The sequence below is a fragment of the Streptomyces sp. NPDC087906 genome (assembly GCF_055584925.1).
Window position 1 is genome coordinate 598,965 of record NZ_JBVJLC010000003.1, and the last position, 23,328, is coordinate 622,292.

The 23,328-nt window shown below is 72.5% G+C and carries 20 protein-coding genes; 10 read left to right on the plus strand and 10 right to left on the minus strand.

The window, feature by feature from the left end; genetic code table 11:
- Positions 1-86 precede the first annotated feature (86 nt).
- Positions 87-1,319 (minus strand): SAV2148 family HEPN domain-containing protein, encoded by a 1,233-nt coding sequence (locus tag ACZ63I_RS12135; RefSeq protein ID WP_469337877.1) that lies wholly within the window; start codon positions 1,317-1,319, stop codon positions 87-89.
- Positions 1,320-1,704: 385 nt separating this feature from the next.
- Here ACZ63I_RS12135 and glgX point away from each other — a divergent pair, with 385 nt between their 5' ends.
- The 4 genes from glgX (at position 1,705) to ACZ63I_RS12155 (ending at position 7,511) form a co-directional block, all read left to right on the plus strand.
- Positions 1,705-3,837, plus strand: a complete 2,133-nt coding sequence (gene glgX, locus ACZ63I_RS12140; protein WP_469337879.1) for a glycogen debranching protein GlgX — start codon at positions 1,705-1,707, stop codon at positions 3,835-3,837.
- 105 nt (positions 3,838-3,942) lie between these two features.
- Positions 3,943-4,737, plus strand: a complete 795-nt coding sequence (locus ACZ63I_RS12145; protein ID WP_469337881.1) for a GNAT family N-acetyltransferase — start codon at positions 3,943-3,945, stop codon at positions 4,735-4,737.
- A gap of 74 nt (positions 4,738-4,811) precedes the next feature.
- Positions 4,812-7,208, plus strand: coding sequence for a malto-oligosyltrehalose synthase (gene treY, locus ACZ63I_RS12150; protein ID WP_469337882.1), 2,397 nt, complete (start codon positions 4,812-4,814; stop codon positions 7,206-7,208).
- Positions 7,209-7,307: 99 nt separating this feature from the next.
- Complete coding sequence (locus ACZ63I_RS12155) at positions 7,308-7,511, plus strand: hypothetical protein (protein WP_469337884.1); 204 nt, start codon at positions 7,308-7,310, stop codon at positions 7,509-7,511.
- Between the two features lie 37 nt (positions 7,512-7,548).
- On the opposite strand, the gene ACZ63I_RS12160 is transcribed toward ACZ63I_RS12155, so the two are convergent.
- Positions 7,549-8,097, minus strand: coding sequence for an FHA domain-containing protein (locus ACZ63I_RS12160; protein WP_469337886.1), 549 nt, complete (start codon positions 8,095-8,097; stop codon positions 7,549-7,551).
- 312 nt (positions 8,098-8,409) lie between these two features.
- Here ACZ63I_RS12160 and treZ point away from each other — a divergent pair, with 312 nt between their 5' ends.
- Positions 8,410-10,155: a malto-oligosyltrehalose trehalohydrolase gene (gene treZ / locus ACZ63I_RS12165; protein WP_469338358.1), complete on the plus strand. Its 1,746-nt coding sequence runs from the start codon at positions 8,410-8,412 to the stop codon at positions 10,153-10,155.
- Between the two features lie 80 nt (positions 10,156-10,235).
- On the opposite strand, the gene ACZ63I_RS12170 is transcribed toward treZ, so the two are convergent.
- The 3 genes from ACZ63I_RS12170 to ACZ63I_RS12180 all read right to left on the minus strand — a co-directional run bounded on the left by ACZ63I_RS12170 (position 10,236) and on the right by ACZ63I_RS12180 (position 13,223).
- Positions 10,236-11,312 (minus strand): aminopeptidase P family protein, encoded by a 1,077-nt coding sequence (locus tag ACZ63I_RS12170; protein WP_469338359.1) that lies wholly within the window; start codon positions 11,310-11,312, stop codon positions 10,236-10,238.
- A gap of 255 nt (positions 11,313-11,567) precedes the next feature.
- Positions 11,568-12,527 carry a DUF1444 domain-containing protein gene (locus ACZ63I_RS12175; RefSeq protein WP_469337888.1) on the minus strand — a complete coding sequence of 320 codons (960 nt, stop codon included), beginning with the start codon at positions 12,525-12,527 and terminating at the stop codon, positions 11,568-11,570.
- Between the two features lie 57 nt (positions 12,528-12,584).
- The gene (locus ACZ63I_RS12180) at positions 12,585-13,223 is read right to left on the minus strand and encodes a nucleoside/nucleotide kinase family protein (protein WP_469337890.1); all 639 of its coding nucleotides are present in this window, start codon (positions 13,221-13,223) and stop codon (positions 12,585-12,587) included.
- 349 nt (positions 13,224-13,572) lie between these two features.
- Here ACZ63I_RS12180 and ACZ63I_RS12185 point away from each other — a divergent pair, with 349 nt between their 5' ends.
- Positions 13,573-16,077 carry a GTPase-associated protein 1-related protein gene (locus ACZ63I_RS12185; protein ID WP_469337891.1) on the plus strand — a complete coding sequence of 835 codons (2,505 nt, stop codon included), beginning with the start codon at positions 13,573-13,575 and terminating at the stop codon, positions 16,075-16,077.
- A gap of 38 nt (positions 16,078-16,115) precedes the next feature.
- Here the strand turns inward: ACZ63I_RS12185 and msrB are convergent, their stop codons facing one another.
- The 4 genes from msrB to ACZ63I_RS12205 form a co-directional block, all read right to left on the minus strand.
- Positions 16,116-16,523, minus strand: a complete 408-nt coding sequence (gene msrB / locus ACZ63I_RS12190) for a peptide-methionine (R)-S-oxide reductase MsrB (protein ID WP_469337894.1) — start codon at positions 16,521-16,523, stop codon at positions 16,116-16,118.
- A gap of 28 nt (positions 16,524-16,551) precedes the next feature.
- Positions 16,552-17,955, minus strand: a complete 1,404-nt coding sequence (gene murC / locus ACZ63I_RS12195) for a UDP-N-acetylmuramate--L-alanine ligase (RefSeq protein WP_469337896.1) — start codon at positions 17,953-17,955, stop codon at positions 16,552-16,554.
- A gap of 52 nt (positions 17,956-18,007) precedes the next feature.
- On the minus strand, positions 18,008-18,460 hold the full coding sequence (locus ACZ63I_RS12200; RefSeq protein ID WP_469337897.1) for an indole-3-glycerol phosphate synthase: 453 nt from the start codon (positions 18,458-18,460) through the stop codon (positions 18,008-18,010).
- A gap of 148 nt (positions 18,461-18,608) precedes the next feature.
- Positions 18,609-19,460 carry a pyrimidine reductase family protein gene (locus tag ACZ63I_RS12205; protein WP_469337899.1) on the minus strand — a complete coding sequence of 284 codons (852 nt, stop codon included), beginning with the start codon at positions 19,458-19,460 and terminating at the stop codon, positions 18,609-18,611.
- Positions 19,461-19,473: 13 nt separating this feature from the next.
- Here ACZ63I_RS12205 and zapE point away from each other — a divergent pair, with 13 nt between their 5' ends.
- The 4 genes from zapE to ACZ63I_RS12225 all read left to right on the plus strand — a co-directional run bounded on the left by zapE (position 19,474) and on the right by ACZ63I_RS12225 (position 23,139).
- Entirely contained in the window at positions 19,474-20,580 is a 1,107-nt protein-coding gene (zapE, locus tag ACZ63I_RS12210) for a cell division protein ZapE (protein ID WP_469337901.1), read from the plus strand.
- A gap of 78 nt (positions 20,581-20,658) precedes the next feature.
- The gene (locus ACZ63I_RS12215) at positions 20,659-21,084 is read left to right on the plus strand and encodes an OsmC family protein (RefSeq protein WP_041992085.1); all 426 of its coding nucleotides are present in this window, start codon (positions 20,659-20,661) and stop codon (positions 21,082-21,084) included.
- Positions 21,085-21,233: 149 nt separating this feature from the next.
- Complete coding sequence (locus tag ACZ63I_RS12220) at positions 21,234-22,178, plus strand: PPK2 family polyphosphate kinase (RefSeq protein ID WP_469337903.1); 945 nt, start codon at positions 21,234-21,236, stop codon at positions 22,176-22,178.
- A 118-nt stretch (positions 22,179-22,296) separates the two neighbouring features.
- A complete protein-coding gene (locus ACZ63I_RS12225) occupies positions 22,297-23,139 on the plus strand; it encodes a polysaccharide deacetylase family protein (RefSeq protein WP_469337905.1) in 843 nt (280 codons plus the stop codon).
- A 28-nt stretch (positions 23,140-23,167) separates the two neighbouring features.
- Here ACZ63I_RS12225 and ACZ63I_RS12230 read toward each other — a convergent pair whose 3' ends face one another.
- The gene (locus ACZ63I_RS12230; RefSeq protein ID WP_469337907.1) at positions 23,168-23,311 is read right to left on the minus strand and encodes a hypothetical protein; all 144 of its coding nucleotides are present in this window, start codon (positions 23,309-23,311) and stop codon (positions 23,168-23,170) included.
- Positions 23,312-23,328 lie beyond the last annotated feature (17 nt).

Sequence of the window (23,328 nt, forward strand, 5' to 3'; positions counted from 1 at the left end):
GACCTCCCAGACGTGCATGCCTCATGGTGCGGCGCTGCGTTCCCCGTTGCTCGCCAACCCTGCCACGCGCCACTGACAACACGGCGTCAGGAGACCGGCCGGGAGTCCGTCCAGATCGACTCGAACTCCTCGCGGTACGTCTGGAAGAGGCCGTGCTCGGTGTCCTTGTCGGCCCGTACGATCTCGCGCCTGCCGCCGCGCAGCACCAGCACCGGTGCCTCCATGCCGCGGGCCTTGCGCAGATACGACTGGACGACGGCGAGCCCGCCGGGGCCGTCGCCGTCGACCAGATAGGCCGTGAAGCGCGGGGTCTCGTCGAAGACATGGATCTCGAAGGCGCCCGGGTCGCGCAGGCTGGCGCGCACCCGGCGCATATGGAGGATGTTCATCTCCACCGAGCGGCTCAGCTCATTCTTCTTCAGACCCAGCTCCCGCTCGCGCCGTTTGACCGCGCTGCTGGCCGGGTTGAGGAAGAGCAGCCGTATCCGGCAGCCCGATTCGGCCAGCCGGATCAGCCGGCGGCCGGAGAAGTTCTGTACGAGGAGGTTCAGGCCTATCCCGATGGCGTCGACCCGGCGCGCGCCGCCGAACAGGTCCTCCGCCGGGATCTGGCGCTGGAGTCTGACCCGGTCGGGATGGACGGAGACCACGTCCGCGTACCGGTCGCCGACCAGGTCCTCCACGGCGTCGACCGGCAGCCGGTCCACCGACGGCACCCCGCTGCCGCCGCCGAGGATCTCCAGCAGCCGGGCGGACGCCCGCTCGGCCTGGGCGAGGACGGTCACGGACAGCGCGCGGTTGCGGGAGACGACGTTGCGCGCGACCTCCAGCTCGTCGAGCGCCAGCTCCACGTCGCGGCGGTCGTCGAAGTACGGCTCGAAGCAGGGCCAGTGCTGGACCATCAGCTCCCGGAGCTGAGGGAGGGTGAGGAAGCTCAGGACGTTGTCGTCGGCCGGGTCGAGGAGGTAGCCCTTGCGCCGGGAGACCTCCCGGACGGCGACGGCCCGCTGGACCCACTCCTGCCCCGCGGGTCCCGCGGCGGCGACGACCCACTCCTCGCCGTGCACGGGTTCGTAGATGGGGCGCAGTACGGCGGCCACGACGGCGCGCAGCCGCTGTTCGACGAGATTCAGCCAGATGTAGGCGCGGCCGGCCCGTTGCGCGCGCGTCCGGACCTCGGTCCAGGCCTCCGCGCCCCAGTCCAGTTCCGCCCCGATCTCCATCGGTTGCGCGAGGGAGACCGCTCCGGGCGGGATGTCGCCGGACTCCCCCTCGTGACCTGCGTCACCGGGGGGTAGTTCCAGCCCTCCCGAGCTCACCCGCGCACCGCCTTCCCTCCCCTTGAACGATCAAGGAAGGGTACTCCGCTGATGGTGCGCGGTGCAGCCGGATGCACAGGCTCCTTTCCCAACTCCCCCCTTCGGAAAGGTGGTTCCCTGTGGCGAGATCTACCGGAGTGAGATGGTTCATAGGGATTACGCCCGGTGCGCCACCGGGCACGCCCCCCATGTGACCGCCCCCGCGGTGCCCCCGAGCGCGGGTCCGTTGAACGGGCGACGGCGCGTAGCGTGAGGTTGACGTCGCCAGAATCTCCCCCGTTCTTCGGCAGAATCTTCCGGGTTCCTAGGTGGTTTCGCTTCTTTCGGGGAAGATCTGACGCAAGTGACCCGCAGCACCCGGATCAGAAATGGAAGAGTCTTATCTATGCAGGTCTGGCCGGGACAGACATATCCCCTGGGCGCCACGTACGACGGCGCCGGCACCAACTTCGCGGTCTACTCCGAGGCCGCCGACCGGATCGAGTTGTGCCTGCTGCACGACGACGGTTCAGAAACGGCGGTGGAACTGCGCGAGACCGACGCCTTCGTTCGCCATGCCTATCTGCCCGGCATCATGCCGGGCCAGCGGTACGGCTTCCGGGTGCACGGCCCGTACGAGCCGGAGCAGGGCCACCGCTGCAACTCGGCGAAGCTGCTCCTCGACCCCTACGCCCGCGCGATCAGCGGCTCCGTCGAGTGGGGTGAGGCCGTCTACGGCTACCACTTCGGCAAGCCGGACTCGCGCAACGACATGGACTCCGCTCCGCACACGATGTCGTCCGTCGTCGTCAATCCGTACTTCGACTGGGGCGACGACCGGCTGCCGAGGACCGAGTACCACAAGACGGTGCTGTACGAGGCCCATGTCAAGGGTCTGACCATGCTCCACCCGGAGCTGCCGGAGGAGCTGCGCGGCACGTACGCGGGACTCGCCCATCCCGCGGTGATCCAGCATCTCACCGAGCTGGGGGTGACGGCGCTGGAGCTGATGCCGGTGCATCAGTTCGTCAACGACCACCGGCTGGTGGACGCGGGCCTCGCCAACTACTGGGGCTACAACACCATCGGCTTCTTCGCGCCGCACAACACGTACGCCTCGTGGGGCGACCGCGGCGAGCAGGTGCTGGAGTTCAAGCAGGCGGTCAAGGCGCTGCACGCGGCGGGTATCGAGGTCATCCTCGATGTGGTCTACAACCACACGGCCGAAGGCAACCACCTCGGCCCGACGCTGTCCTTCCGCGGCCTGGACAACGCGCACTACTACCGGCTCAGCGAGGACGCCCGCTACTACACGGACACCACCGGCACCGGCAACTCGCTGCTGATGCGCAGTCCGCACGTCCTGCAGCTCATCATGGACTCGCTGCGCTACTGGGTGACGGAGATGCATGTCGACGGCTTCCGCTTCGACCTCGCCGCCACCCTGGCCCGGCAGTTCCACGAGGTGGACCGGCTGTCGTCGTTCTTCGACCTGGTCCAGCAGGACCCGGTGGTCAGCCAGGTGAAGCTGATCGCCGAGCCGTGGGACGTCGGCGAGGGCGGCTACCAGGTGGGCAACTTCCCGCCGCTGTGGACGGAGTGGAACGGCAAGTACCGCGACACGGTCCGCGACCTGTGGCGCGGCGAGCCGCGCACGCTGGCCGAGTTCGCGGGGCGGCTCACCGGCTCGTCCGACCTGTACCAGGACGACGGACGCCGCCCGCTGGCCTCCATCAACTTCACCACCTGCCACGACGGCTTCACGCTCAACGACCTGGTCTCGTACAACGACAAGCACAACGAGGCCAACGGCGAGGGCAACAGGGACGGCGAGAGCCACAACCGCTCGTGGAACTGCGGCGCGGAGGGCGAGACCGACGATCCCGAGATCGTGGAGCTGCGCAAGCGTCAGATGCGCAACTTCATCGCGACGCTGATGCTGTCGCAGGGCGTGCCGATGCTCAGCCACGGCGACGAGTTCTCCCGTACGCAGGGCGGCAACAACAACGCGTACTGCCAGGACAACGAGGTGTCGTGGGTCCGCTGGCCCGAGCCGGGCGCCAAGGCGGGCAGCGCTGCCGAGGACGACATGCTGTCGTTCACCCGGTCCATGGTGTGGCTGCGCCGCGACCACCCGGTGTTCCGGCGGCGCAGGTTCTTCCACGGGCGCCCGGTGGAGGGCACCCACGACGAGCTGTCGGACATCTCCTGGTTCACCCCCGAGGGGGAGGAGATGACGCAGCAGGACTGGCAGGCCGCGCACGCGAAGGCGATGACGGTCTTCCTCAACGGGCACGCCATCTCGGAGCCGGGGCCGCGCGGCGAGCGGATCTCGGACGACTCGTTCCTGCTGATGTTCAACGCGAGCAGTGAGGAGCTGGAGTTCGTGGTGCCCGTCAACCACGGTCTGCAGTGGCAGGTCGTGGTGGACACCGCCCATCCCGAGGACGTACCGCCGGGGGCGGGTCCGAAGGTCGACGGCGGCGCGCACATCACCATGATCGGCCGGAGCATGACGGTGCTGATGCGCCCCGCCTGACCCGCCGTCCGTTAGCCGGTCCGCCCAGTCCGCCGGTCCGCCCGTCCAGCACCGGCGGCGCGAAACGCGTTTGCCGCGCCGCGCCGCCGGTGCTGGAGTGGCCGTATGGATCAACGTGCGGTACTGACCGCTTTCGACCGGCAGATACGACAGGACGCGGTGGCCGAGGGCCCGGGAGCCCGGGTCGAGCGGGCCGCCGGGGTGGTACGGCAGGTCGGCGCCGAGCACGACTGGAACGGCGTCCTCTGGTCGGACCCGGCCCTGGACGGCGCCGCGGCCGAGGCGGCGGTCGTCGCGCAGATCGAGCGGTTCGCCCCCCTCGGTTACGAGTTCGAGTGGAAGCTCTACGGCCACGACCGCCCGGCCGATCTCGCCGAGCGGCTGCTGGCCGCCGGTTTCGTCCCGGAAGACACCGAGACGGTGCTGGTCGCCGAGGTCGGGGAGCTGTCAGCGCGGGTCCGGCTCCCGGCGGGCGTACGGCTGTGCCCGGTGACCGACGCCGCCGGGATGGAGCTGCTGTCCGGCGTCCATGAGCAGGCGTTCGGCATGACGGGCCGCGCCTACCGGGAGCGGCTGCTGGCGCAGCTCGCCGAGGCCCCGGAGACCGTGTCGGCGGTCGTCGCGATGGCCGGTGACACACCGGTGAGCGCGGCCCGGATGGAGCTGCCCCCGGGCAAGGAGTTCGCCGGGCTGTGGGGCGGCGGCACGGTGGAAGCATGGCGGGGCAAAGGGGTCTACCGGGCGCTGGTCGCCCACCGGGCGGAGATCGCCGCCGCGCGCGGTTACCGTTATCTCCAGGTCGACGCCCTGGAGACCAGCCGGCCGATCCTGGAACGGCTGGGCTTCACCGCCCTGACCACGACAACGCCGTACGTGTACAAGCCGGTACAGACACCCTGACAGCACCCCTGACCGTCCGCCCGTCCGCATGAGTCAATGACACACGAAGCCCGAAGCGGGGTACGAACGTCCGTATGACGCCCACCGCGACCTACCGGCTCCAGCTCCAGCCGGACTTCACCTTCCGGGCCGCCGAGAAGGTGGTGCCGTACCTCGCCGCGCTCGGGGTCTCGCACCTCCATCTGTCCCCCGTGCTCGAAGCCGTACCCGGCTCGACCCACGGCTACGACGTCGTCGACCACTCCCGGGTACGGGACGAGCTGGGCGGCGAGGACGGGCTGCGGCAGCTCGCCCGCCGGGCCCGCGAGTACGGCCTCGGTCTCGTCCTCGACATCGTCCCCAACCACATGGCGGCGGCGCCGTCCCACAACAAGGCCCTGTGGGAGGTGCTGCGCGAGGGCGCGGACTCCCCGTACGCGAGCTGGTTCGACATCGACAGGTCGGCGGGTGACGGGAAGATGCTGCTGCCCGTGCTGCCGGGGCCCGTCGGCGGTGAACTCGCCGCCATGCGGGTCGAGGACGGCGTCCTGCACCACGGCGAGCAGCGGTTCCCACTCGCGCCCGGCACCGAGGAGCTGGCGCTGCCCGAGCTGCTGGACGCGCAGCACTACCGGCTGTGCTGGTGGCGGCTGGCCCGTACGGAGCTGAACTACCGCCGCTTCTTCACCATCTCGGAGCTGATCGGGGTGCGCGTCGAGGACCCCGAGGTCTTCGACGCCACCCACGCCAAGATCCTGGAGCTGGTCCGGGACGGCGTGGTCGAGGGGCTGCGCATCGACCACCCGGACGGGCTCGCCGACCCCGAGCGGTATCTGCGCCGGCTGAACGAGGCGACCGGCGGCGCCTGCTGGACGGTGGTGGAGAAGATCCTCACCGGCGACGAGGTGCTGCCCGCCACCTGGCCGGTGGCCGGCACGACCGGCTACGACGCGCTGCGCAAGATCGACGGCCTGTTCACCGACCCGGTCGGCGCCGCGGCGCTGGAGCACAGGTACCGGGAGGTGGCGGCGCCGGCCGCCGACCGGGGCGGCCACTGGGAGCCGACGGTGCGCCGCGCCGCGTACAAGGTGGTCGTCCATGAACTGGCCGCCGAGACCGAGGTGCTGGTGCGGGCAGCCGAGCGGATCTGCGCCGCCGACCCGGCCCTGCGCGACCACGCGCCCTGGGCGCTGCGCACGGCCGTCCGCGAGCTGCTGGTACGGGTCCCCGTCTACCGCCCGTACGTGACGGCGACGGGCCCCGGCGGGCCGCTCACGGAAGCGTCGGCCGCGACGATCCCGGCCCAGGCGGTGCGCGAGGCGAAGGCGGCCTTCGTGGTGGAGCAGGAGGCGGCGGCCGTCGACGTGGTGCGCGACCTGGCGCTCGGCAGGCTCGGTACGGGACCCGACCATGTGACGTTCTGCGCGCGCTTCGCCCAGACCGCTTCGGCGCTGCGCGCCAAGTCCGTCGAGGACACGGCGTTCTACCGGTTCGTGCCGCTGATCTCCGCCAACGAGGTGGGCGGCGACCCGGGCACGCCCGCGGTCAGCCCGGCGGAGTTCCACGCGTACTGCGGCAGGCTGGCGCGCGACTGGCCCGCCACCGGTACGGTCCTGACGACGCATGACACCAAGCGGAGCGCGGACGTACGGGCCGGGATCGCGGTGCTGTCGCAGTGCCCGAAGTGGTGGGACGACCTGCTGGAGCAGGTGTCCGGGGTGCCGGCGCCGGATCCGCAGGTGGCCTGGCAGGCGTGGCAGACGGCGGTCGGCTTCACCCCGGCCGGCGACTCCGTCGACGTGGACGCGTCGTTGGCCGGCGCGCCGGACGGCAGCCGGATGGGTCCGGCGCTGCTGAAGTCGGTACGGGAGTCGGGGCTGCGCACGAGCTGGACCGAGGGCGACCCCGGCTACGAGCAGGCGGTCACCGATTTCGTCGAAGCGGGCCCGGCGGGCGCTGCGCGCCGCACGGTCGCGCACTTCACCCGCGCGCTGTCCCCGTACGTACGGGCGGGCGCGCTGGGCGCCGCGCTGGTGCACCTGACGATGCCGGGCGTGCCCGACCTCTACCAGGGCACCGAGCGGGAGTACTTCGCGCTGGTCGACCCGGACAACCGGGCCAGGTTCCGGCCGGGGCCGCCGGACGAGAAGACGGTGGTGACGACGGCGGCGCTGAAGGCGCGCAGGGAGCGCCCGGAGGCGTTCGGCGAGTCGGGAACGTACACGCCGCTGGAAGCCGCCGGCCCGGCCGCCGCGCACTGCCTGGCGTTCAGCAGGTCGGGCGAGGTGGTCACGGCCGTCACCAGGCTGCCGCTGCGGCTGGCGGAGACGGGCGGCTGGACGGGCACGGAACTGGCCCTGCCGCCGGGCCGCTGGGTCGACCTGCTGGCCTCCCCCGAGCGGGAGTTCGAGGGCGGCCCCGACCATCCGGTGCCGCTGGCCGAACTGTTCGCGGAACGCCCGGTGGCCCTGCTGGGAGCGGTGACCACCTGACGGTCACCCCGCACCGCAGCGCCGTACCGCCCAAGTGGCCACGCCCCGAGGGCGGTACGGCGCTGCGGCGGCCCGCCCGGCTCTGGCAGACTCCTGCGGATGGCAGGCAACAGTCGCAAGAACCAGCGCAGGCAGGACGACGAGACGCTCGAACAGTGGCTGCGCCGCAGGGTCGCGGAGGGGACCGGAATCCCGATCGACCCGCGGATGACGCTCGACCTGTACGACCGCATGGTGGCGCTGGAAGCGCGGGTGGCCGAGCTTGAGGCCCGGCACCCCGACGACGCGCCGGGCGGCTCCTAGGCAGGGCGGCGCGGGAGTCCGCCGAAGGCGGCCGGATCTAGTCCGTCGCGATACGGAAGCTCATCTGCCCGAAGCTCACCATGTCGCCGTCCCGCACCACGGCCGTCGCCGTCACCCGGCGGCCGTTGACGACGGTCCCGTTGGTGGAGCTGAGGTCGCGCAGGATCCACTGGTCGCCGCGCATGACCAGCTCGGCGTGGAGCCGGGAGACGGTGTCGTCGCTCAGCCGCAGCCCGTTGACCGGATCGCGGCCGATCCGCAGCGGGTAGGGGCTCGGCTGCGGCAGCAGCAGCTTCGGCAGCCGCTCCACCTGCCACGCCCTGCGCAGCCGCGACGAGAACGCCGAGACCCGCCCCACGGCCCCGAACAGCCGCTTGGACCACGGGCCTTCGGTCTCCAGGTCGGCGGTGAGTATCTTCAGCTCGTCCGCCCTGCGCGCGGCGAGCACGAGATCCATCCGGCGCAGAAACGTGTCGTGCGACAGCCTCCCCTGCGCCGCCCCTTCCCTGAGCAGCGCCAGCACCCGGTCCCGCTCGGCGTCGGAGAGCCGCGCGGGGTACGTGGGGGACTCGAAGGAAGACGTCACAGCGCAATTGTCGGGCCGAGGGCACCGAGGTGTCCAGACGGGCCGGTGCGCGGACGCCCCGAAATACGCGGGCCCGTACCGTCCGGGACCGCGCTGCGGCTGCGGCGTTCAGGCGAGCCGGTTACCTGAACGTTCAACGGGCTATCAATATGACCTGGGACTGATCCCCCTACCGGATGCCGGGCCCGTGGGCGTCGTATTGGGGGAACGTCTTGCCAATTCGGGGTGATGACCGGCCGCCCGGCGGTCTGGCTTGCCACCATGTGGGAACGGTGTGTGGTGAAGCCGATGACAGAAAGAGGGGGACCGTCCGTGCAGTTCGAGGTGTGGGCACCGAAGGCGCAGGACCAGGTCGTACTGCGTCTTGAGGACGCCGACCGGCCGATGGAGCGCGATCCGGAGCGGGACGGCTGGTGGCTGGCGCAGGCGCCGGCGGCCGACGGGAGCCGGTACGGCTTCGCGCTGGACGGCGGTCTCGTGCTCCCCGACCCGCGCTCGCGCCGCCAGCCGGACGGACCCGACGGCACGAGCGCCGTCGTCGACCAGGCCGCGTACGCGTGGCAGGTCGAGTGGGCGGGCCGGCCGCTGCCCGGCGCTGTGCTGTACGAGCTGCACGTCGGCACGTTCACCCGCGAGGGCACCTTGGACGCGGCGGCCGAACAGCTCGCGCCGCTCGCCGAACTGGGCATCACGCACGTCGAGTTGATGCCGCTCTGCCCGTTCCCCGGCTCGCACGGCTGGGGGTACGAGGGGGTGTCGCTGTGGGCGGTGCACGAGCCGTACGGCGGGCCCGAGGCGCTGAAGCGCTTTGTCGACACGGCGCACGGCCTGGGCATCGGCGTGGTGCTGGACGTCGTCCACAACCACCTGGGTCCGGCAGGCAACTACCTGCCGCAGTTCGGCCCGTACTTCACCGACACGCACCACACCCCCTGGGGCGCCGCGGTCAACCTGGACGCGCCGGGCTCCGACGAGGTGCGCGCCTATCTGCTGGAAAGCGCGCTGGCCTGGCTGCGGGACTACCGGCTCGACGGGCTGCGGCTCGACGCCGTGCACGCCCTGGCCGACGGCCGCGCGCTGACCTTCCTCGAAGAGCTGTCCACGGCGGTCGACGCGCTCGCGGCGGGCGTCGGACGGCCGCTGTTCCTCATCGCCGAGTCGGACCTGGCCGACCCGCGCACCACGACCCCGCGCACCGACGGCGGCCTCGGGCTGCACGCGCAGTGGAACGACGACTTCCACCACGCCCTGCACACCGCCCTGACCGGCGAGTCCCAGGGCTACTACGCCGACTTCGCCCGCGCGCCGCTCGCCGCCGTCGCCAAGACGCTGAGCAGGGCGTTCTTCCACGACGGCACGTACTCGACGTTCCGCGGCAGAGTCCACGGCCGCCCGGTGGACCGGACGAGAACCCCGGCGCACCGCTTCCTCGGCTACGCCCAGACCCATGACCAGATCGGCAACCGCGCGCTGGGCGACCGGCTCTCCGCCACGCTCTCCCCCGGGCTGCTCGCCTGCGCCGCCGTGCTCGTCCTGACGGGGCCGCACACCCCGATGCTGTTCATGGGCGAGGAGTGGGGCGCTGCCACCCCCTGGCAGTTCTTCACCGACCACCCCGACCCGGTGCTCGCCGAGGCCGTCCGTACCGGCAGGCGCAGGGAGTTCGCCGCGCACGGCTGGGCGGAGGAGGACATCCCCGACCCGCAGGACCCGGCCACCCGCGAGCGGTCCTGCCTGGACCGTACGGAGATCGAGAAGGAGCCGCACGCCCGGCTGCTGGCCTGGCACCGCGAGCTGATCGCCCTGCGGCACGGCCAGCCGGACCTCGCCGACCCCGACCTGGCCACGGTGAAGGTGGCGTTCGACGAGGCGGCGCGCTGGCTGGCGTACCGCAGGGGCGATCTGCGGATCGCGGTCAACCTGTCGGACCGGAGCGCCGAGATCCCGCTGGGCGGCGGCGGCCGGGTGCTGGCCGCCTGGGAGCCGGTACGGGCGCCGGGCGCCGACGGGATGCTGCGGCTGCCGCCGGAGTCGTGCGTGGTGCTGACCGACAACTGACGGCCGCCGCCGCCCCGACCGGCCGCGCGCCGCCCCCGACCGGCCGCGCGCCGCCCCCGACCGACCGCGCACGCTGCTTGTCAGCGCACGATCGCCATCTCGCGCGAGGTGTTGTTGAAGCGGCGGCCACCGGTCTCCGTCACCGTCACGATGTCCTCGATCCGGACCCCGAACCGGCCGGGCAGATAGACGCCGGGCTCGACCGAGAAGCACATGCCCGGCACCATGGGCTGCTCCTCGCCCTCGATCATGTACGGCGGCTCGTGCGTGGTGATGCCGATGCCGTGGCCTGTGCGGTGGATGAAGTACTCGCCGTAGCCGGCGGCTTCGATCACCGCGCGGGCGGCGCGGTCCACCTCCTGGCAGGCGACGCCCGGCCTGACCGCCTCGAAGCCGGCCTGCTGCGCCTCGCGCACGAGATGGTGCACGCGCCGCTCCTCGTCGGTCGGCTCGCCGACGTGGACGGTGCGGGTGGTGTCGGACCCGTAGCCGTGCTTCAGTCCGCCGAAGTCCAGGACGACCATGTCCCCGTCGGCGATGACCCGGTCGCCCGCGTCGTGGTGCGGGTCGGCGGCGCCGGGGCCCGAGCCCACGACGGTGAAGTCGACCTGCGAGTGGCCGAAGCGCAGCAGCAGCGCCGCGAGGTCGGCGGCGATGTCCGTTTCCTTGCGCCCGGCGAACGGGACCTTCAGGATCTCGCCGTACGCGGCGTCGGCCGCGGCGCCCGCCGCCTCGGCCCTGGCCAGCTCGCGGGCGTCCTTCACGGCGCGCAGCATCGGCAGCGCCTCGGTCAGCGCGGTGTACGAGACGCCGGGCAGCGCGGCGCGCAGCCGCAGCAGGTGCAGGGCCCAGGCGTTGTCGCTGATGCCGAAGCGGCCCGCCGGGTCGAGCAGCGGCGCCGTCGCGGCGTACGGGTCTTGGGCGTCGGTCCAGTCCCGCAGGGTGAGCGCGGGCGCGCCGGGCGCCCTGGCCGCGTCGGGCGCCTCCAGCGCGGGCACCACCAGGACGGGATCGCCGTCCGCGGGGACGACGAGCATGGTCATCCGCTCCGTGGTCAGTGACGCGTGGTAGCCGGTGAGATACGTCAGGTCGGGTCCCGGCGCGACCAGCACGCCGGCCAGTCCCGCCTCGGCGGCCGAGCGGGCGGTACGGGCCATCCGCTCGCGGTAGTCGTCGGCGGTGAACGGCGCGGGTGCGGTGTCTGCGGGTGCGGTGTCTGCGGTTGCGGTGTCTGCGGTTGCGGTGTCTGCGGGTGCGGTGTCTGCGGTTGCGGTGTCTGCGGGTGCGGTGTCTGCGGGTGCGGTGTCTGCGGGTGCGGTGTCTGCGGCGGTGTCGGGCGCGGGCTCCGGTGTGGTCGGCATGGGGTCATCGTGCCTGGTGGGGCGGTCCGGACGAAAGGGTTCACGTCGGGTTCACGCGGGTGGCGGTTCGCGCTCCACCAGCCGCTCCAGCAGCTCCTGGAACTCGTCGCCCACGACGATCCGCAGCCCTTCGCCGTCCTCGTCCTCGTCGCTGAGCTGGGTGAGCGTGCCGCCCCGCCACCAGTAGACGTACGGGCTGATCGCGCCGGGGGTGTCCGCGTAGCCGGACGCGGCAAACGACGCCATCGCGTTGAGCGAGGGGATCATCGTCGTGTCCCGGATGACATGGAACGCGAGCTGGTGCCGGAACGGCATCGCGACCAGCGCGCCGTCCGCCGTGACGTGCTGCCCGGTCACCTGCCGTACGACGGACTCCAGCGCCAGGACCCGGCTGGCCGTGTAGAACGAGTCGCCGAGGACCACCTCGAAGCGCATCCCGCCCGAGTCCTTGACGGTCTCGCGCCCCTCGACCGGCAGCTCCCGCAGATTGCGCAGGGCACGGTCGCGCAGTTGCTGGACCGGGCCGAGCGGCTCCAGCGCCTCGTCGTTGAGCATCATGACGCTCTCCGGCAGATCCAGCGCCAGCACCTCGTACAGCCCGGGGGCGACCGAGCGCGCGTACGCGAAGCTCTGCGGGTCGAGGCCGTCGCCGCTGATCACCCGGGGGTAGAGCTGCGCCCTGATCTGCTCGGGCGGCAGGGTGTCGAGCGCCGAGGGGCCGTCCATGGTGCGCAGCACCATCCCCGCGTGCTGCCTGGCCAGGTCGCCCCAGACGCGCTGACCCCGGTGGTCGTTGTGGCAGACGGCGGCGAGATTGGCGAGCCCGAACTGGCGGCCCGCGCTGTCGCTGACCATGTCCGCGTAGACCGTCAGCTCCAGGCCCTCCTCGGCGAAGGCCTCGCGGACCTGGGAGCGGAACCACGCGCCCTCGTCCACGGAGAAGAAGGAGAACGCGGGGTCGCGGGGCTTGTCGCGTCCGTCGCGTTTCGGCCCTCGTCGGAACAAGCCCACGCCATCCGCCTCCACCCGTACATCTCCGGTCGACCGCCGATCGCCGCCCTTTCGATGCTAACGGTCCTGACCGACAACGAGATCGGCGCGGTCCTTGCCCGCCAGCACGAGGCGCGCGTTGACCTCGTCGGACTCCCGCACCCAGCGCTCGGCGTACGCCCGCTCCTTGCCGAAGCGCACATGGCGCTCGACGAGCCGGCGTACCCGTACCTCCGGGTCGGGATCCAGGAACCACACCTCGTCGACGAGCGCGCGGACCGCCGTCCAGGGTCCGTCGGGGCCGTCGTCCAGCAGCAGGTAGTTGCCCTCGGTGACGACGAGCGGGATGTCGGAGTGGACGGCGATGCTGCCGGCGACCGCCTCTTCGAGGGACCGGTCGAACGCGGGCGCGTAGACGACGGTGCCGGGCTCGGGTGCGCGCAGCCGGCCGAGCAGCGCCGCGTAGCCCCCGGGGTCGAAGGTGTCGGGGGCGCCCTTGCGCTCGGCGCGCCCCAGCCGGACCAGCTCCGCCTGGGCGAGATGGAAGCCGTCCATCGGTACGAGGACGGCGAGGCCGTCGAGCCGGTCGACGATCCGCTCGGCGAGAGTGGACTTGCCGGCCCCCGGCGCGCCCGCGATACCGAGGACATGCCGTTCGCCCGGAACGGCGAGCTTGCGGGCGCGGGCGGCGAGCGCCGCGATCTGCTGCTCATCCATGGCGGCATTGTCCCATCGCGCCCTTCGGGTGCCGCGACCGGCGGGTGCGGGCCGCGGCCTGCGGGCCGCGGAGGTGGACCCGGCGGCGAGAGCGGAGCCCGCCGGGCGGGCACCGGTCGGCTCCGCGCGGCACGCACACGCGGGCGCGCTCACTCGCGGGCCAGTGCCGAACTGCCCAAGTGGCCCTGCGCGCAAGGGCATCGCAGGCGCCCCGCGACCCCACGCGCCAGCCGCCCACGAGCCCCGTCCGTGCGCGGGCGACGGCGCTGCGCCGGCCCTCCCTCCGGCCGTCGTCCGGATCGCCCGGGACGCGGTCCGGAGGGGGTCGTCAGGTCGATAGGGTTCGGCCATGACGGACCCCGCCCTGCACGCGCTCGCGCCACAACTGGCGCAACTCCACTACGCCTCGGCCCCGCAGGGCTCCGACGGGTCGGCGCCGCGCTTCACCGCCGTCACGCCCGGCACGGCGCAGGCGGTCCTCGACGAAGCCGGGGCGCTGCTCGGGTACGAGCCGCCGCGCGACGCGCCGCCGCATCCGACGGCCGCCGAACTGGCCGCGTTTCCGCTCGCGTTCAGCCACAGCCTGCTCGCCGACGGCAGCCGGCTGCTGGCCCGTACGGTGTGCACGGGTGTCGACCACAGCGGGCGGTGGTCGTCGTTCCACGCGCACGGGGTGCTGTTCCCGCCGGACGCGTACGGCACGGCGACGGACAGCGCAGTCCTGCCCGTCGCGGGGTGGGACTCCCCGGTGTGGGCGACCGAAACGCCGGACGGCGGGGTGCCGTTGCCGCTGAGCGGCCTCTCCGGACCCGGTGTCTTCGGCCGGGACGCGCAGGTGCGGTTCGCGGCGGCGCGCGCCGGGCAACTCCCCTTCTTCTTCGCCGCGTTGCGCGCACTGCACACCGCGGATCCGGCGCGGCGGATCGGGCTGGTCGAGCGGGACAGCGCGGACGCCGCCCGGTGGATCGCGCTCGCCAGCACGGTACTTCCGCGCGCGGAGGCGCTGCGGCTGACCTTCACCACGTACACCCGGCGGCCGCGGCTCGCACCGCAGCAGATCGTCGGTGTGCTGCCGGACGACGCGCCGTCCCTCGGCGAGCCGGGGCAGACCTTCCGGATCGTGGACGGTACGACCGGCCAGGAACCCGGCACCCCGCCCGACCCGGGCGGCCCGCAGCCGCAGGAAGCGGTCACGGACGTCTGGGCGCTGACGGCGGCGCGGGTCTGGCTGGCCAGGGCGCCCGAACTCTTCACCGAGGCGGCCGCGTTGCCCGCCGGCGCGTTCTCGGCCGGCGCGCTCGCCGCTGTGGCGCTGTGCGCCGACATCGGGCTCGGTCCGCAGGCGCGCACCGAAGCCGCCGGCTGGGCGCGCGCGCACGCGCGCGACCTCGAAGAGAAGCGGCTGCGCCAGGTCGTCGAGGCGCTCTGCGCGCCCTCCGAGGACCGTACGGCGGCCGAATCGGCCGCTCTGGCGGCGCTGTTCGGGACGCTCGACGGCCAGGCGCCGTCGACCACGACCACCCTGCTCGGGGCGCTGGTGCTGACCCTGGCGGTGCGGATGCCGGACGCGGGGCACGAACTGCCCGCGCCGCAACTGATGGCGCTGCCGTCCGAGTTGCTGGGGCGCCTCGCCGTCGAGCTGGCCCCGGAGCTGCGCGGCGGTATCACCCGCGACTCGGCGGGCAGCGGACCTGACACCGCCCGGCCGCTGGGGCTGCTGCGCGCTGCGGGCGTGCTCGGTGTGGACTGCGCCGACCTGCTGCCCGCGCTGGCCCGGCGGCTCGCGCGTGCGCTGCTCGCCGACCCGGAGGCCGCCTGGACACCGTCCCTGCGCGCCATGGTCGACGATCACTTCGAGCTGCGTACGGCGCTGCTCAGCGCCCTCGACGCGCTCGCGGCGGAGGATCCGCCCGCCGCCGCCCGGCTGCTGGCCCGCACCCCGCTCGACCTCACGGGGGTGCAGGCGCTGCCGCAGTTGCGGATGTGCGCGGGGGCGCCCTGGCTGCCGATACCCGGCGGTGACCGGGTCACCGCCCTGCACGCCGCGCTGCGCGCCTCCGGTGTGTCACCGCTTGCCGATCCGCTGGTGCTGCGCACGGCCGTACGGCTGGTCTGGGACGGCGGCGCCCCCGCCGCGGGCGAGGCGCGGCAGATGCTCGGGGAGACCGGCTCCGACGCGCATCGCGCCGCGGGCACCTGGCGGGCCCTGGTCAGTGCCGCGCTCGAATGCTCGGCCGACGACACCGACGCGCCCGATCTGGCGCACGAGTTGCTGCGCAGCTTCCCCGACCAGTTGGCGCCGCGGGTGCGCGGCGTGCTGCAACTGCTGCGGTTCGCGAGGGAATTGGAGCGGGGCCAGGCGCAACCGCCGTGGACGCAGCGGACCCTGACGCTGAAGGCGGCCGTGGAGCCGCTCGAACCCGGCGTCGTCGACCTGGTGTTCGGGATCCTCGCCCGCCATCTGCTCTCCGAGCAGCGGCCGGAGGGCGAGCTGTACGCGCTGATCCACTCCGACGAGCCGGATCTGCTGGCCGCCTACGGCGCCGCCGCCCGCGCCGACCGGGTACGGGAGCGGCTGGCAGCGGCGCCCGGTTACGTCGCCGACTGCTTCGTGGCGTGGAGTTCGCTGCCGGGGGCCAACCGCCCCTGGGACAAGACCCGTTCGGCGCTGCTCGACAAGGTGCTGCGGCCCGTGGTCCGGGCGCTGCCCGCCGAGGACGTCGCCTCGGTCGAGCACGCTCTGGAGCGGGCCGGGGCGCACCGGGCCGAGGAGTTCCGGCTGTGGAACCGCCCCGGCGCCTTCGAGCGGCTGGGCCGCCGGTTCGGCGGCCTCGGGCGCCGGCCGGCCGGCTGACGGTCCCGGCCGGCCTGATCCGGACGACAGGCCCGGACTCAGCTCTCGTCGGGCGCCAGCCGCAGCGAGATGCTGTTGATGCAGTACCGCTGGTCGGTCGGGGTCGGGTAGCCCTCGCCCTCGAAGACGTGGCCGAGGTGCGAACCGCAGCGTGAGCAGCGCACCTCGACGCGCTTCATGCCCATCGAGCGGTCCTCGATCAGCTCGACCGCGTCCGTGTCCTTCGGGTCGTAGAAGGACGGCCAGCCGCAGTGCGACTCGAATTTCGTGTCCGAGCGGAACAGCTCGGCCCCGCAGGCGCGACAGGAATAGACGCCGGCGGTCTTGGTGTCGGTGTACTCACCGACGAAAGCGGGTTCCGTGGCCGCCTTGCGGAGTACCGCGTACTCCGCGTCGGACAGCTCGGCGCGCCACTGCTCGTCGGGTTTGTCGATGTCGTACGCCATGAGTTCTCCCTCAGGGTCCGGCCGGACCTCAGTCGGTCAGGCGGGCCAGGATGACGGGACCGAGGTCCGTGACGTCACCCGCGCCCATGGTGAGAACGAGATCGCCCGCCCTCACCATTCCCGCGACGGTCTCCGGCACGGCGTTCTTGTCCGACAGGGCCGTGACCTGGGCTCCCGCGGCGCGGGCCGCGTCGATGATCAGGGCGCTGGTGATCCCGGGGATCGGGTCCTCGCGCGCCGGGTAGATGTCGAGCACGACGGAGGCGTCGGCGAGGGCCAGCGCCTGGCCCATCTCCGTGCCCAGCTCCTGGGTGCGGGAGAAGAGGTGCGGCTGGAAGACCACCAGGATGCGGGAGCCCTCCGGGACGGCGGCGCGCATCGCTTCGAGGTCGGCCGTCATCTCCGTCGGGTGGTGCGCGTACGAGTCGATCACCTGCACGCCGGCCGCCTCGCCCTTGAGCTGGAGGCGGCGCTTGACGCCGGTGTACGTGCCGATCGCCGACGCCAGATTGTGCGCGGGGACGCCGAGGGCGACCCCGGCGGCGAGCGCGGCGACGGCGTTGTCGGCGTAGTGCCGGCCGGGGACCGAGACGGTGAAGGTCAGGAAGCGGCCGTCGAGGACGACGGTGACCTCGCTGGTCAGCCCGCGTGCGGTGACCTTGTGGACCCGTACGTCCGCGGTCTCGGCAGCGCCGTAGGTGACGACCTTGAGCGTGGCCAGGTCGCGGACCCGGGAGGCCAGCTCGACCGCGCCCGGCTGGTCGGCGGAGACCACGAGCGTGCCGCCGGGGACGACCTTGCCGACGAAGGTCTCGAAGGACTCGTAGATCTCGTCCATCGACGCGTAGTTCGCGTGGTGGTCCAGCTCCACGTTGAGGACGATCGCGACCTCGGGGTCGTACTTCTGGAAGCTGCGGTCGCTCTCGTCGGCCTCGGCGACGAAGATGTCGCCGGCGCCGTGCTGGGCGTTGGTGCCGGGCCCGGTGAGATCGCCGCCGATCGCGTACGACGGGTCGAGGCCCAGCTCGGTCAGGGCGACGGCCAGCATCGAGGTGGTGGTGGTCTTGCCGTGCGTACCGGCCACGGCGATCGACCTGCGCCCCCGCATCAGCGAGGCCAGTGCGTCGGAGCGGTGCACGACGGGGACCGACAGCTCGGCGGCGCGTGCCAGCTCCGGGTTGTCGGCGCGGATGGCGCTGGAGACGACCACGCACGAGGCGTCGTCGGCGAGGTGCGCTGCCGCGTGCCCGACGTGGACGGTGGCACCCTGCGCGCGCAGCGCCTGCGCCGTCTCCGACTCCTTCGCGTCACTGCCGGCGACCTTCGCGCCGCGCTGGGCCAGGATCTTCGCGATCCCGGACATCCCGGCGCCGCCGATACCGATGAAGTGCGGCCGTTCCATGGCGTCGGGGATGCCGGTTTCGGATGCCATTCGCGTTTCTCCCAGGGCAGGCGTGCGTGACGTGTTCGTGCGGTCACCCAGCCTATTCGCTGTGCGCGAAGAGCTTGAGCACCGGGACGCCGACCTTGTGGCGGGCGCGGGAGGCCCAGTCCCGGTGGAAGAACTCCTCCACGTAGTGCGGCTCGGTCAGCACGATCACCTCGTCGGCGCCCGCCTGGTCCACGACGGCCTTGAGCCCGTCCAGCGGGTGCTCCTCGACCACCTGCCCGGTCGCCTGCGAGCCCTGCGCGCGCAGCGCCGCCAGCGAGTGTTCGAGCGCCAGTTCTGCCGGTTGTCTGGCGGCGGCGCCCTCCGGTACGTCACCCTCCTGGGACGCCTCCTTCAGCTCGCCGAAGGCGACGTCGTCGATGGCGCGCAGCAGGGCGTCGGCCTGGTCGCCGCGCGGCTGCATGAGCACGACGAAGGAAATGGCCTCGTCGCCGTGCAGGGTCGTGACGAACTCCACGTCCTCGGGCGAAAGAGGCTTCTCGATCATCAATACGCTTGTGAACACGACAGCGCCCTTCGTCCGTCCTCATGGGCCGGTGCGGCCCATTGCTGAAACCATCCTTCCCCGTGCCCGCACGGGGTCTGCGTGTACATGATCCTGCCTGCCCGCAGCCAACCGGAACAGCACATTCCGCTCATCCTCGGCTCCGACGGTATCGGGTGAAGAGGAACCCCTCCTCCTCCAGCAGCGCCGCGAGGGCGAAGCGCTCGGGTACGGCGAGTGCCGGTCCCCCCGCGATGCGCTGCGCGTACCCCGAAGTCAGCGTGGGAGACATGGTCAGACACAGTTCGTCCAACACCCCGGCGGCGACGAACTGGCCCAGCAGCCTCGGGCCGCCCTCGGTCAGCAGCCGCCGCAGACCGCGCGCGGCGAGCGCCTGGACGGCGCGTGCCGGCTCCACGCCGGGGCCGTCCCCCGCGATCACCACCTCGGCGCCGGCCTTCTCGGCCTCCCGCACCCGCGCGGGCGGCGCGGCGGCCCCGGTGAGCAGCAGGGTCGGTACGAGCGGCGCGGTGAACAGCGGCAGCGCGAAGTCAAGATCGAGGCTGGCCGTGACGATCGCGATGGCCGGCGCGGGACCCTGTCCCGCCGCTTCGCGGCGCGCCGCGAAGGCGTCCCGGGCGCGGGCCGGCCGGTAGCCCTCCTGGCGAACCGTTTCCGCACCGACCACCACCGCATCGGCCAGTCCGCGCAGCACGCCGAAGATCCGCATGTCGGCGGCGGACGAGATGGTCTGCGAGCGGCCGTCGTGCTGGGCCGCCCCGTCGAGCGTGGACACCATGTTGGCCCGCAGCCAGTGGCCTTCGCCGCCCGGGTCCCGGGGATAGGCGTAGGCGTCCGCCAGCTCGTCGAGCGTCCAGTCACCGGCCGCCCCTGAGCCGGCCCGGCCGGGGGCCGCCGAGGCTGTCTCGTCGGAGGCCGCGGAGGCTGTCTCATCGGTCACAGGGAACAGGCGTCGCATGCGAAGCAGTCTGGCACGGCGCATAAGCTTGTGAGTTGTGTCGTCCTCCCCCGCCGCCCCCGGCCAGCAGCCGACAGCCCGAGCGGTCCCCGTCTCCCTGTGCGCACGTGAGCCGCGGGTCCCCGCCGAACGGCTCGTCGCCGAGATGGTCCCGCCGCCGCGCTTCGGCTCCGTACGGTTCGACACGTACGTACCCGACCCGAGGCAGCCCAGCCAGGCCGAGGCCGTCACCGTACTGAGCGCCTTCGCTGCGGGCCTCGACCGGCCGGGACCCGGTTCAGGAGCCGGTGAGGGCGGCGGGATGCGCCGCTGGTTCGGCCGGAAGCCCGCGGCCCCCAGCGGGCCCCGGGGGATCTATCTGGACGGCGGCTACGGCGTCGGCAAGACCCATCTGCTCGCCTCGCTGTGGCATGCCACGCCCGCGCCGACCGAGCTGAAGGGCTTCGGCACGTTCGTCGAGCTGACCAACCTGGTCGGCGCGCTGGGCTTCCAGCAGACCGTGCGGACGCTCGGCGGCCACCGGCTGCTGTGCATCGACGAGTTCGAGCTGGACGACCCCGGCGACACCGTGCTCGTCTCGACCCTGCTCGGCAAGCTGGTCGACTCGGGGGTCGCGCTCGCGGCCACCTCCAACACCCTGCCGGGCAAGCTCGGTGAGGGCCGGTTCGCCTCCGCCGACTTCCTGCGCGAGATCCAGGGGCTCGGCGCGCACTTCAGGCCGCTGCGGATCGACGGCGACGACTACCGCCACCGGGGTCTGCCCGAGGCGCCCGAGCCGTTCGGCGAGGAGCAGGTGACGCGGACGGCGCACGCCACCGAAGGCGCCAGCCTGGACGACTTCCCCGCGCTGCTCGGCCATCTCGCCTCGGTCCACCCCAGCCGCTACGGCGCGCTGACGGAGGGTCTGCGGGTCGCCTGCCTCACCGGCGTGGGCCCGGTGCCCGACCAGTCGACCGCGCTGCGGCTCGTCGTACTCGCCGACCGGCTGTACGACCGCGAGGTGCCGGTGCTCGCTTCCGGACTGCCCTTCGACCGGCTGTTCAGCGACGAGATGCTGAACGGCGGCTACCGGAAGAAGTACTTCCGGGCGATCTCCCGGCTGACGGCACTGGCGCGTGACGCCGAGGGGCTGCTGGCCGAGTAGGTTCGGAGCCGCGCCGAGTAGGTTCGGTGCCGTCACGACGTGCGATCACCTCGCACACCTCATCAGAAGGGTTCCATCATGGCTACCACGCGCACGGCACACACCGTCTGGGAAGGCGACCTCGCCCAGGGCAAGGGCCTTGTCACCTTCGACTCCTCCGGCATCGCCGAGCAGCCGGTTTCCTGGGCCTCACGCGCCGAGCAGGCCAACGGCAAGACCAGCCCCGAGGAGCTGATCGCCGCCGCTCACTCCAGTTGCTTCTCGATGGCCCTCTCGAACGGTCTCACCAAGGCCGGCACCCCGCCGACCAAGCTGACCACCAGCGCCGACGTCACGCTCGTGCCCGGCACGGGCATCACCGGCATCCACATCACGGTGCAGGGTGAGGTCGCGGGCCTGGACGAGGCGGACTTCGTCAAGGCCGCCGAGGACGCGAAGGCGAACTGCCCCGTGAGCCAGGCGCTGTCGGGCACCAGCATCACGCTCAGCGCCTCGCTCGCCTGACCCTCCCTCCCCCGCCGGGGCCGGCCGGTACGACCGGTGGGCCGCGGCAGGACCGGCTGGCCCGCATGGCGCGCACATGCGGGTCACGCCGGTCGCGTTCCGCCGCGATCCGGCGCACCCTCGATACAACTGATCCGAAGGGGTGCCCGGTGAGCAAGAAGGACGCGAAGAAGGACGCCAAGAAGGCCGACGCGAAGAAGGCCGAGAAGGCCGAGAAGGCGCACAAGCCGTCCGAGCGGCGCGCGCGGGACGAACCGGCCCTGCGCGACCTGCTGCGTGTCCCGCCCGGCGAGCCGGCCGTACTCGGCTCGTACGACCCGCGGGCGACGCCCGGCGGCCCGAAGGACAAGGCCGCGGGACGCGAGGCCATGACCCGGATGGCCGAAGACCTCACCGCGCTCCAGGACCGGCTCTACGCGGCCAGCACGGCGGGCGACCGGCGCCGGCTGCTGCTCGTCCTGCAAGGCATGGACACCAGCGGCAAGGGCGGCACCCTCAAGCATGTGATCGGGCTGTTCAACCCGGCGGGCTGCCGGATCAGGGCCTTCAAGGCGCCCACCGCCGAGGAGCGCAGCCACCCGTTCCTGTGGCGGATCAAGCGGGCGCTGCCCGAGCCGGGCGAGATCGGCATCTTCGACCGCTCGCACTACGAGGACGTGCTGATCGCCAAGGTGCGGGAGCTGGCGCCGCGCCGGGACATCGGCCGCAGGTACGGCCAGATCAACCGCTTCGAGCAGTCGCTCGCCGACGACGGTGTGACGGTCGTGAAGGTCTTCCTGCACATCAGCTACGAGGAGCAGCGCGACCGGCTGCTCGCGCGCATCGACAACCCGGACAAGCACTGGAAGTTCACCCCGGACGACATCGAGGACCGGTCGCTGTGGCCGGCGTACCACGAGGCGTACGAGACGGCCCTGACCCGCTGCACCTCGGCGCGGACGCCCTGGTACGTGGTGCCGGCCGACCGGAAGTGGTATCGCAACTGGGCCATCAGCAGGCTGCTGCTGGAACACCTCCAGGCGCTGGACCCGCAGTACCCGAAGGGCGACTTCGACGTGGCGGCGAGCCGCGAGCGGCTGCTGGCGATGGGCTGAGCCGCGGGCCCGTATGCGGGTCCCGGACACGGGCCCGTACGCGGGTCCCGGACACGCGGCGTGCTCGACACGAGCGCCATGCGCCCGATCCGCGTAGATCATCATATATTTTCCGTGAGTGACCAGATACGTACGCACGCTCGCCACGGCCGCCGCCCTGAGTGCTGCCCTGGGCGCCGCCCTGACCGGCTGCGGCACGCGGCAGCCGGCGGTCCTCCACGCACCGGCCGCGGCCGTCCTGCGGCCGGCCACGGTCAAGGGTCCGCCGACCATGGCGCCCGGCCGTGACGGGCTGACCCCGGTCTTCAGACACGGCCCCGGCACGGCGGGCCGGACCGTGGCGCTCACCTTCGACGCCGACATGGCGCCCGACGACGGCGAACGCGCAGCGGACGGCGAGCGGTTCGACAACCCCGAGCTGATCGCGCTGCTGCGCCGGCTCGAAGTGCCGTCGACGATCTTCATGACGGGCCGCTGGGCCGAGGAGTACCCGGCGCAGGCCGACTCCATCGGCGACGACCCGCTCTTCGAGGTCGCCAACCACTCGTACAGCCACCGGGCGTTCACGCACCACTGCTACGGGCTGCGGGAGGTACGGGGCGACGAGCGGCCGGCCGACGTCGAACACGCCTTCGCCGCGTTCCGCGCGGCCGGTGTGCACCACGTCATGCCGTACTTCCGCTTCCCCGGCGGCTGTTACGACCGTTCGGCGCTGCGGGCGATCGGCCCGGCGAAGGTGACGGCTGTGCAGTGGGACGTGGCGGGCGGCGACGTCCTCGCCACGAACGCGGCGGCGGTGGCCCGGCAGGTGGTCGACGGTGTGGCACCGGGCTCGCTGGTGGTCCTGCACTGCTCCCGCAGCGCGGCGCCGGTGACGGAGGAGGCGGTGGAGCAGATCGTGCCCCGGCTGCGCGAGCGCGGCTACCGCTTCGTCAAGGTCTCGGAGCTGATGAGCCACTGAAGCCCGCGGGGGCCTGCCCGGACACTCCCTAGCCGGAGCAGGCCTGGCGCTGGGCTTCCTGCCATTCGCAGACCGGGCAGAGCGTGGCGCCCTTCACCGAGTTGGGGTGCTCGGTCGGCTCCCGGCACAGCACGCACTCCGCGTACACGACGTCCTCAGCTACCTCTGCCATGCGCTCCAGCTTACGGC

Excerpts from the sequence above, each read along its gene's own strand:
- glgX (WP_469337879.1), top strand. The coding sequence starts at position 1,705 with ATGCAGGTCTGGCCGGGACAGACATATCCCCTGGGCGCCACGTACGAC.
- ACZ63I_RS12145 (WP_469337881.1), top strand. The coding sequence starts at position 3,943 with ATGGATCAACGTGCGGTACTGACCGCTTTCGACCGGCAGATACGACAG.
- treY (WP_469337882.1), top strand. The coding sequence starts at position 4,812 with ATGACGCCCACCGCGACCTACCGGCTCCAGCTCCAGCCGGACTTCACC.
- ACZ63I_RS12155 (WP_469337884.1), top strand. The coding sequence starts at position 7,308 with ATGGCAGGCAACAGTCGCAAGAACCAGCGCAGGCAGGACGACGAGACG.
- ACZ63I_RS12170 (WP_469338359.1), bottom strand. The coding sequence starts at position 11,312 with ATGGCCCGTACCGCCCGCTCGGCCGCCGAGGCGGGACTGGCCGGCGTG.
- ACZ63I_RS12180 (WP_469337890.1), bottom strand. The coding sequence starts at position 13,223 with ATGGATGAGCAGCAGATCGCGGCGCTCGCCGCCCGCGCCCGCAAGCTC.
- ACZ63I_RS12185 (WP_469337891.1), top strand. The coding sequence starts at position 13,573 with ATGACGGACCCCGCCCTGCACGCGCTCGCGCCACAACTGGCGCAACTC.
- msrB (WP_469337894.1), bottom strand. The coding sequence starts at position 16,523 with ATGGCGTACGACATCGACAAACCCGACGAGCAGTGGCGCGCCGAGCTG.
- murC (WP_469337896.1), bottom strand. The coding sequence starts at position 17,955 with ATGGCATCCGAAACCGGCATCCCCGACGCCATGGAACGGCCGCACTTC.
- ACZ63I_RS12200 (WP_469337897.1), bottom strand. The coding sequence starts at position 18,460 with ATGATCGAGAAGCCTCTTTCGCCCGAGGACGTGGAGTTCGTCACGACC.
- ACZ63I_RS12205 (WP_469337899.1), bottom strand. The coding sequence starts at position 19,460 with ATGCGCCGTGCCAGACTGCTTCGCATGCGACGCCTGTTCCCTGTGACC.
- ACZ63I_RS12215 (WP_041992085.1), top strand. The coding sequence starts at position 20,659 with ATGGCTACCACGCGCACGGCACACACCGTCTGGGAAGGCGACCTCGCC.
- ACZ63I_RS12230 (WP_469337907.1), bottom strand. The coding sequence starts at position 23,311 with ATGGCAGAGGTAGCTGAGGACGTCGTGTACGCGGAGTGCGTGCTGTGC.